This is a genomic window from Azotobacter bryophylli (assembly GCF_042643485.1).
GTDB classification, from domain to species: domain Bacteria; phylum Pseudomonadota; class Gammaproteobacteria; order Pseudomonadales; family Pseudomonadaceae; genus Azotobacter; species Azotobacter bryophylli.
On sequence record NZ_JBHRSJ010000017.1, the window covers coordinates 49,788 to 58,539 of the forward strand.

Consider the following 8,752-nt stretch of genomic DNA (forward strand, 5'->3'; position numbering starts at 1 on the left):
CCGGCGTCCCATCCCCAGCCGGCCGCCGCCAAACCCGCTGCCGCCGCCAGCGCCGAATCGAGCAGCCTGCGGGTACCGGTGAACAAGGTCGACCAGATCATCAACCTGGTGGGCGAGCTGGTCATCACCCAGTCCATGCTCGACCAGTCGCTCAGCCGCATGGAAGGGGTGCACCACGAGCTGGTCAACGGCATCAACCTGCTGCAGCGCAACGCCCGCGACCTGCAGGAAGCCGTGATGTCGATCCGCATGGTGCCGATGGAATACGTCTTCAGCCGCTTCCCGCGCCAGGTGCACGACCTGGCGGCCAAGCTGGACAAGGAAGTCGAACTGGTCACCGAAGGCAAGTCCACCGAACTGGATAAGAGCCTGGTCGAACGCATCGTCGACCCACTCAACCACCTGGTGCGCAACAGCCTGGACCACGGCATCGAGCATCCGGATGCACGCGAGGCCGCCGGCAAGCCGCGCACCGGGCGCCTGACCCTGTCGGCCAAGCACCAGGGCGGACACATCCTGATCGACGTCATCGACGACGGCGCCGGCCTCAACCGCGAGAGGATCCTCTCGAAGGCACGCAGCAACGGCCTGGCAGTATCGGACAACATGACCGACGACGAGGTCTGGCAGCTCATCTTCGCCCCGGGCTTCTCCACCGCCGAGGTGGTCACCGACGTGTCCGGCCGCGGCGTGGGCATGGACGTGGTCAAGCGCAACATCCAGTCCCTCGGCGGCCACGTGCAGATCCTCTCGCGTCCGGGTCACGGCACCACCACCCGGATCATCCTGCCGCTGACCATGGCCATCCTCGACGGCATGTCGGTACGCGCCGGCGAGGAAGTCTTCATCCTGCCGCTGGGCGCCGTTATCGAATCCCTGCAGCCGCGCAGCGAGGACATCTTCGCCATGGCCGGCGAAGACCAGCTGCTCAAGGTGCGCGACGAATACTTGCCGCTGCTGCCGCTGCACCAGGTTTTCTCGATTCCCGGGGCGCGCACCAAGCCCAGCGAATGCATCGCCGTAATCGTCCAGGGCGCCGGCAGCCGCTGCGCCCTGCTGGTGGACGAACTGGTCGGCCAGCAGCAGGTGGTGGTGAAGAACCTGGAGACCAACTACCGCAAGGTGCCGGGCGTCTCCGCCGCGACCATCCTCGGCGATGGCAGCGTGTCGCTGATCCTCGACATCGCCGATTTGCAAAGCCTCAACCGTAAACAAAACGCCGCGCGCCAAGAGCGCCCGGCGGCATCCGCAGCATAGGAGTTGACGTTGCCATGACCTCTTCCACTCAGAACGGCGCGGCCAATGCCGCCGAAATGCAGCGCCGCGAATTCCTGGTGTTCTCCCTGGGCAGCGAGGAGTACGCCATCGACATCCTCAAGGCCCAGGAAATCCGCAGCTACGAGAACGTCACGCGGATCGCCAACACGCCAAACTTCATCAAGGGCGTGACCAACCTGCGCGGCGTGATCGTGCCGATCGTCGATCTGCGCATCAAGTTCAACCTGGACAGCGTCGAGTACGGCCCGCAGACCGTGGTCATCGTGGTGAACGTCGACAGCCGCATCGTCGGCGTAGTGGTCGACGGGGTTTCCGACGTGGTCACCCTGACCGCCGACCAGATCAAGCCGGCCCCCGAGTTCAGCCTGTCGCTGTCCTCCGACTACCTCTCCGGCCTGGCCAGCATCGGCGAGCGCATGGTGGTGCTTGTGGACATCGACAAGCTGCTGACCAGCGAGGAAATGGCGCTGGTCGAGCGCTCCACGGATCTGTCGCCGGCCTGAGCCGGACCGCCCCAGCCCGCCGGGCCAGGCCGGCGGGCGAGCAGTGATCGGGCGGGTCGGCCCTGGCGGCCTGAGGGCCACGGAAATCCAGTCAACCGGAGCCCGGGACAGCACCCGCAGAACGGGCCATATGGGAGGGAAGGGTGAAGATTCTGAACAATATGACGGTGCGCCTGAGCTGGCTGCTGGTGCTGGCCGTGTTCGCCGTCCTGGTGGTGGGCCTGAGCGTACTCGGCCTGTATTCGGTCAGCTACGCCGAGCGCAGCCAGGCCGGCATGGCCGAATTCAACCGCCAGCAGCAGGAGCAGTTCCAGCAGGTCGTCGGCCTGCAGGCGATCGAGACCCAACTGCAGGACCTGCAAACCCAGCTGGCCGGAGAACAGGAACGGCTCGCCCAGGCGGTGCAGCGCGAACAGGCCGGCCAGGCCAGCGCACCGAGCTACCAGGCAGACACCAATGCCCTGGAGCAGAAACTCAAGAGCCTCCAGGACGCCCTGGCCGCCTTCGCCGCCCTGCCGCGCGACGAGTCCTACGCCAAGCCCTTGGAGTCGATCAAGAAACGCTTCGCCACCCTGGTCGATAGCGGCCTGCGCCTGCAGCTCCAGGAGCTGGGCAAGCGCAACCCGGCGGTGGCCGCCTTCCACGCGAACGCGACCCGGATGTACGCCGAGCCCTTCCTGAAGGAGCTGCGGGCCCTCGGTCAGCAGCTGGCCAAGGGCCCGCAGATGCCGCAGAACGAGCTGGAAGGCGTCGCCCTGGCGATCCGCCTGACCATCTTCGCCGCCCTGGTGCTCTGCGCGGCGATCACCGCGGTGGTGCTCTGGGGCGTGTCGCGCAACGTCATCCGACCGCTGGAGCGCGTCGTGGAACACTGCCAGCAGATCGCCAACGGCAATCTGGCCGGACACATCGAGGCCCACAGCGACAACGAGATCGGCCAGCTGTTCAAGGCCCTGCACGACATCCAGCAGCGCCTGGCGGCGACCGTCGGGACCGTGCGCCACAGCAGCCGGCTGATCCACTCCGGCGCCCAGGAAGTCGCCGAAGGCAGCAGCAGCCTGTCGACCCGTACCGTACAGCAGGCCGCATCCCTGCAGAGCACCGCCTCGAGCATGGAGCAGCTGACCTCCACGGTGGCGCAGAACGCCGACAACGCCCGCCAGGCCAGCGGTCTGGCCGACACCGCCGCCAAGGCCGCCCAGCGCGGCGGCGAGGTGGTGTCCCGGGTGATCACCACCATGGGCGGGATCAGCGAGAGTTCGCACCAGGTGGAAGAGATCATCAAGTTGATCGACTCCATCGCCTTCCAGACCAACATCCTCGCCCTCAACGCCTCGGTGGAGGCGGCCCGCGCCGGCGAGCAGGGCCGCGGCTTCGCCGTGGTCGCCGGCGAGGTGCGCAACCTGGCCGGGCGCAGCGCCCAGGCGGCGAAGGAAATCCGCGACCTGATCACCGCCTCGGTGGAACAGGTCGACACCGGCAGCAGGCTGGTCGCCGAATCCGGCAGCGTCATGCAGGAGATCGTCGAGTCGGTGCAGAAGGTGGCCGACATCATGGACGAGATCGCCGCGGCCTCGCAGGAGCAGAGCGAAGGCATCGCCCTGGTCGACCAGGCGGTCGAGCAGATGGATGCCGTGACTCAGCAGAACACCAACATGGTGCAGCAGGCCAACCATGCGGCCAGCGAGCTGGTCGGCGAAGCCAACCGCCTGCGCGAGGCGGTGGAAGGCTTCCGTCTCGATGCGGCCTTCGAGGTGGTGACGGCCGAGGATGCCGCCCGCGAAGACGGATCCTGGGCGAAGCAGCAATACGAGCAGGCCAGACGCGGGATCAAGAAGAAGGAAACGCCGGCACTCCCCGGAAAACCGCAGGAGCCGGCAGCGGACGAAGACTGGCAGACGTTCTGAGCGCCGATAAACGACCGGCGGCGCCCCTGGCGGCCGCCTTGCAGTACCCCAGAAGAGAGCTGTTCGAATGCGTAACAATCAGCCTGTCACACAGCGCGAATATGTATTGGACGACGATGACCTGTTGCTCTCGCGCACCGATCTGAAGGGCCGGATCACCTACGCCAACCCCGCGTTCATCCGGATTTCCGGCTTCACCCATGACGAGCTGATGGGCGCCCCGCACAACCTGGTGCGCCACCCGGACGTGCCGCCGGTGGCCTTCGCCAACCTGTGGCAGACCGTGCAGGGCGGCGCCAGCTGGAACGGCCTGGTCAAGAACCGGCGCAAGAACGGCGACCACTACTGGGTGCGGGCCAACGTCACGCCGCTGTACGAGAACGGCAAGCTGGTCGGCTACACCTCGGTGCGCATCAAGCCGTCCCGTGCCGAGGTCGAGGTCGCCGAGCAGGCCTACCGGGAGATCCGCGAGGGGCGCGGCCAGCATCTCGGCCTCGACCAGGGCCGCCTGGTCAAGCGTGGCCTGCGTGGCCTGCCGGAGCGCCTGCGCCCCGACTCGCTGCGGGCGCGCCTGAACCTGATCGTCGGCGGCGCGGTCCTGCTCCTGCTGGCCAGCGGCCTGCTCGGTTACTACGGGCTGCAGAGCCCGGACAAGAGCGTCACCGACATTCTGGTCAAGGCCCAGCTGGCGCTGGTGGTGCTGGGGCTCGCCGGGCTGATCGGCCTGGGCCGCCTGGCCATTCTCTCGGTGCTGCGCCCGCAGCGCAGCGCCATGACCTTCATCGCCCAGCTGGCCGCCGGCAACCTGGGAGCGCGCATCCCGGACTTCGGCGAGAGCGAGATGGGCCAGATGACCCGCATGCTGGACGTCATGCGCAAGAGTCTGGTCAGCATTTCCGCCGACGTGAGCGGCAGCGTCGACACCTTCACCAACTCCGCCCACGAGATCGCCGGCAACAACCAGGATCTCTACGTGCGCACGGAACAGCAGGCCGCCGCGCTGCAGGAAACCGCGGCGAGCATGGAGGAGCTCACCTCCACCGTCGCGCAGAACTCCGGCAACGCCCACCAGGCCAGCCAGCTGGCGCAGAAAGCCTCGGAGGCGGTGCGCGACAGCGGCCAGGTGATGAACCAGGTGGTCGACACCATGGGCGCGATCACCGAGACCTCGTACAAGATGACCGAGATCATCAACGTCATCGACTCGATCGCCTTCCAGACCAACATCCTCGCCCTCAACGCCTCGGTGGAAGCCGCCCGCGCCGGCGAGCAGGGCCGCGGTTTCGCCGTGGTCGCCAGCGAAGTGCGCAACCTGGCCAGCCGCTCCGGCGAGGCCGCCAAGGAGATTCGCAGCCTGATCGACAGCTCCGCGCAGCAGATCGGCCAGGGCGAGCGCCTGGTCAAGCGCGCCGAAGAGAGCATCGAAGGGGTGGTGGCCGCGGTCGCCCGGGTCAACGACATCATGGACGAGATCGCCGCCGCTTCCGCCGAGCAGAGCACCGGCATCGGCCAGGTCAACCAGGCGGTCGCGCAGATGGATCAGGTCACCCAGCGCAACGCCCAGCTGGTGGAAAGCGTGGCGGCCGTGGCCACCGCACTGGAGGAACAGGCCAACGAAGTGCAGCGGGCGATCTCCGTGTTCCGCGTGAGCGGACAGGAGCTGTCCAGACCTGCCGCCAGGCCCGGCGCCCTGACCCAGCAAGGCCCCGCCGTCAAGCCCAAGGCGCTGACACAACAAGAAACCGCCGCTCGCCGACCGGCCGTGCCGCTACAGAAGCCGGAGATCCGCGAGGCGAAGCGACAGACCAGTGACACCGCGGAGTGGGAAGCATTTTGAGCGACTCGCCAAATACCGAAATGCAGACCCCGGCGAACCTGCCGGGGCAGGACCTGCTGCTCACCGATGCCGATTTCGCGCGCATCTGCCAGCTGATCTACGAGCGCGCCGGCATCGTGCTGGCCGCCAACAAGCGCGACATGGTCTACAGCCGCCTGGCCAAGCGCCTGCGGCTGCACGGCATGAGCCAGTTCTCCGAATACCTGGAACGCCTGGCGCGCCAGCCGAAGGCCCGCGAGTGGGAAGCCTTCACCAATGCGCTGACCACCAACCTGACCGCCTTCTTCCGCGAGGCGCACCATTTCCCCATGCTCGCCGAGCACATCGCCGGCCGCCACGAGCCGGTGCGGGTCTGGTGCGCCGCGGCCTCCACCGGCGAGGAGCCCTATTCGATCGCCATGACCCTGTTCGAGACGCTCGGTGCGCAACTGGCCGGTCAGTCGCAGGTCATCGCCAGCGACATCGACACCGACGCCCTGGCCAAGGCGCGCACGGGGGTCTATCCGCTCAAGCAGGTGCTCGAGCTCAGCGAGGAGCGGGTCAAGCGCTTCTTCCTCAAGGGCAGCGGCAGCCACCTGGGCCTGGCCCGGGTGCGCCCGGAGCTGTCGCGCATCGTCGATTTCCGCCAGCTCAACCTGCATGCCCCGCACTGGGATCTGAGCGGCCAGTTCGACGCGATCTTCTGCCGAAACATCATGATCTACTTCGACAAGCCCAGTCAGGCGCGTATTCTCAAACGTTTCGCGCCCTACCTGAAACCCGACGGTCTGCTGTTCACCGGGCACTCGGAGAACTTCACCTACCTCAGCGACGATTTCAAACTGCGCGGGCACACCGTATATACCCTGGCGAAAAAGCCTAAAGCTTGAGGGTCTTCTGCCGATATCTCCTTGCATCGCCTGTCGCAATTCGCCTGACTGAGCGCTACAAGGAGACCGTTCATGGGTAGTCCCAAGATCAAGGTGTTGTGTGTCGACGACTCGGCGCTCATACGCGATCTGCTGACCGAAATCATCAATTCCCAACCGGACATGGAAGTGGTTGCGGTCGCTCCCGATCCGTTAGTCGCCCGCGATCTGATCAAGAAGCACAACCCGGACGTCCTGACCCTGGACGTGGAAATGCCGCGCATGGACGGTCTGGACTTCCTCGACCGGCTCATGCGCCTGCGGCCGATGCCGGTGCTGATGGTCTCGTCGCTGACCCAGGCCGGCTCGGAGATCACCCTGCGCGCCCTCGAACTCGGCGCCCTGGACTTCATCTCCAAGCCGCAGATGGGCATCCGCAACGGCATGCTCGAGTACAGCGATCTGATCGCCGAGAAGATCCGCGCGGCCGCCCGCTCCCGTCCGCGCCAGGCCCCGCCTGTCGACGCGCCGCGCCCGGCGGCGCTCAAGGCACCGCTGATCTCCAGCGAGAAGCTGGTGATCATCGGCGCCTCCACCGGCGGCACCGAAGCCATCCGCGCGGTGCTAGAGCCCCTGCCGGCCAACAGCCCGGCCATTCTCATCACCCAGCACATGCCCGGCGGCTTCACCCGCTCCTTCGCGGAGCGTCTCGACCGGCTCTGCAATATTAGTGTCAAGGAAGCGGAGGATGGTGAGCGCATTCTCCCGGGCCATGCCTACATCGCCCCGGGCACCGCCCACCTCAAGCTGGCTCGCAGCGGCGCCAACTACATCGCGCGGCTGGACAACGGCGAACCGGTCAACCGCCACCGTCCCTCGGTGGACGTGCTGTTCCGCTCCGCCGCCGAGAACGCCGGACGCAACGCCATCGGCGTGCTGCTGACCGGCATGGGCAAGGACGGTGCTCAGGGCCTGCTGGAAATGCGCCAGGCGGGAGCCTTCACCTTCGCCCAGGACGAAGCGAGCTGCGTGGTGTTCGGCATGCCCAAGGAAGGTATCGCCCTTGGCGGTGCCTGCGAGGTCGTGCCGCTCGATCAGATGGCAGAGCGAATTCTGAAACAAGTCGCAGCCTCCGGAAGGGCGCAGCGCGTCTGAGTCCCGCGAAGACACACAGCGAAACTCGGAGACATTCATGCGACGTTACCTAGTCAATCTCAGCATCAGGGCGACCCTGCGAATCTGCCTGTTCAGCTTCGCCTTGCTGCTGGCCATGCTTGCAGCGGTGGTCTTTGCCTACAGCCGGATGGCCGATGGCGCACTGACCGACAGCAACCTGGCGGCACAGCGAATGAGCCGACTGAACCTGGCCGACGAGAACCGCCTGAATGCCGAGATTCACATGCGTAACTTCGCCATCCAGTACGACGTCGGACTGGTCGACGGCGTGCTCTGGCAGAAGGACCTGGAGCTGATCAAGAGCTTCGTCGCCGAAGCCCACGTCCACCTGGCCGCGGTCAAGGACATGCCGGCCTTCGCCGAGGAGGACGGCCGCAAACTGCTCGACGCGGCGATCCCGCGCTTCGAGGCGGCGATCGGGCTGCTCGACCGTCAGTACAAGGCCCTGGAAGCCAAGGAATACCAAGCATTCACCGATCTGGAAGAGGAAATGCGCCTGCAGCACACCGCCGCGCTGCGCCAGGCCATGGCCGACATCAACCAGTACATGGACGGCTATGCCCGGCAGCTCAAGGACGACTACCAGAGCGGGACCCTGCGCTTCGCCCTGATCGGCGCAGTCTTCCTGGCCATCGGCGCGCTGCTGCTGTTCGTCCTCAACAGCGTGATGCAGAACTTCGTGGTGCGCCCGGTGCAAGGCGCCGTGAGCCATCTGCAGCGCCTGGCCAAAGCCGACCTGTCGCAGCCGGTTCCGGTCGACTCGAACAACGAGATCGGCCAGTTGCTCGCCGCCATGCGCGACATGCAGGACAGCCTGATCCGCATCGTCGCCAACGTGCGCGAAGGCAGCCGCTCGATCCTGGTCGGCTCCGAGCAGATCGCCAGCGGCAACGCCGATCTGTCCTCGCGCACCGAGCAGCAGGCCGCCTCCCTCGAGGAGACCGCCGCCAGCATGGAACAGCTCACCGGCACCGTGAAGCAGAACGCCGACAACGCCCGCCAGGCCAGCGCCCTGGCCAACGACGCCTCCAGCACCGCAGGCCAGGGCCGCGAAGTGGTCGGCCGGGTGGTCGAGACCATGCAGGGCATCAGCGAGAGTTCCCAGCAGATCGCCAATATCGTCAACGTCATCGACTCGATCGCCTTCCAGACCAACATCCTGGCCCTCAACGCCTCGGTGGAAGCCGCCCGTGCCGGCGAGCA

General features: G+C 66.5%; 7 protein-coding genes. All 7 read left to right on the forward strand.

Going from position 1 to position 8,752, the window contains the following annotated elements; translation table 11 throughout:
* Positions 1-1,257: chemotaxis protein CheW (locus ACFOJE_RS10050; RefSeq protein ID WP_377814195.1), on the forward strand; the 1,257-nt coding region annotated here is incomplete at its 5' end.
* A gap of 14 nt (positions 1,258-1,271) precedes the next feature.
* Complete coding sequence (locus ACFOJE_RS10055; RefSeq protein ID WP_377814196.1) at positions 1,272-1,781, forward strand: chemotaxis protein CheW; 510 nt, start codon at positions 1,272-1,274, stop codon at positions 1,779-1,781.
* Positions 1,782-1,924: 143 nt separating this feature from the next.
* Positions 1,925-3,688 (forward strand): methyl-accepting chemotaxis protein, encoded by a 1,764-nt coding sequence (locus ACFOJE_RS10060; protein WP_377814197.1) that lies wholly within the window; start codon positions 1,925-1,927, stop codon positions 3,686-3,688.
* A 67-nt stretch (positions 3,689-3,755) separates the two neighbouring features.
* On the forward strand, positions 3,756-5,525 hold the full coding sequence (locus ACFOJE_RS10065) for a methyl-accepting chemotaxis protein (RefSeq protein WP_449224144.1): 1,770 nt from the start codon (positions 3,756-3,758) through the stop codon (positions 5,523-5,525).
* Between the two features lie 20 nt (positions 5,526-5,545).
* Positions 5,546-6,394, forward strand: a complete 849-nt coding sequence (locus tag ACFOJE_RS10070; protein WP_377814284.1) for a CheR family methyltransferase — start codon at positions 5,546-5,548, stop codon at positions 6,392-6,394.
* Between the two features lie 72 nt (positions 6,395-6,466).
* Positions 6,467-7,528: a protein-glutamate methylesterase/protein-glutamine glutaminase gene (locus tag ACFOJE_RS10075; protein WP_377814199.1), complete on the forward strand. Its 1,062-nt coding sequence runs from the start codon at positions 6,467-6,469 to the stop codon at positions 7,526-7,528.
* Positions 7,529-7,565: 37 nt separating this feature from the next.
* A partial coding sequence (locus ACFOJE_RS10080; protein WP_377814200.1) for a methyl-accepting chemotaxis protein occupies positions 7,566-8,752 on the forward strand: 1,187 nt, incomplete at its 3' end.

Coding starts and splice junctions, on each gene's coding strand:
- ACFOJE_RS10055 (WP_377814196.1), top strand. CDS start 1,272: ATGACCTCTTCCACTCAGAACGGCGCGGCCAATGCCGCCGAAATGCAG.
- ACFOJE_RS10075 (WP_377814199.1), top strand. CDS start 6,467: ATGGGTAGTCCCAAGATCAAGGTGTTGTGTGTCGACGACTCGGCGCTC.
- ACFOJE_RS10070 (WP_377814284.1), top strand. CDS start 5,546: ATGCAGACCCCGGCGAACCTGCCGGGGCAGGACCTGCTGCTCACCGAT.
- ACFOJE_RS10065 (WP_449224144.1), top strand. CDS start 3,756: ATGCGTAACAATCAGCCTGTCACACAGCGCGAATATGTATTGGACGAC.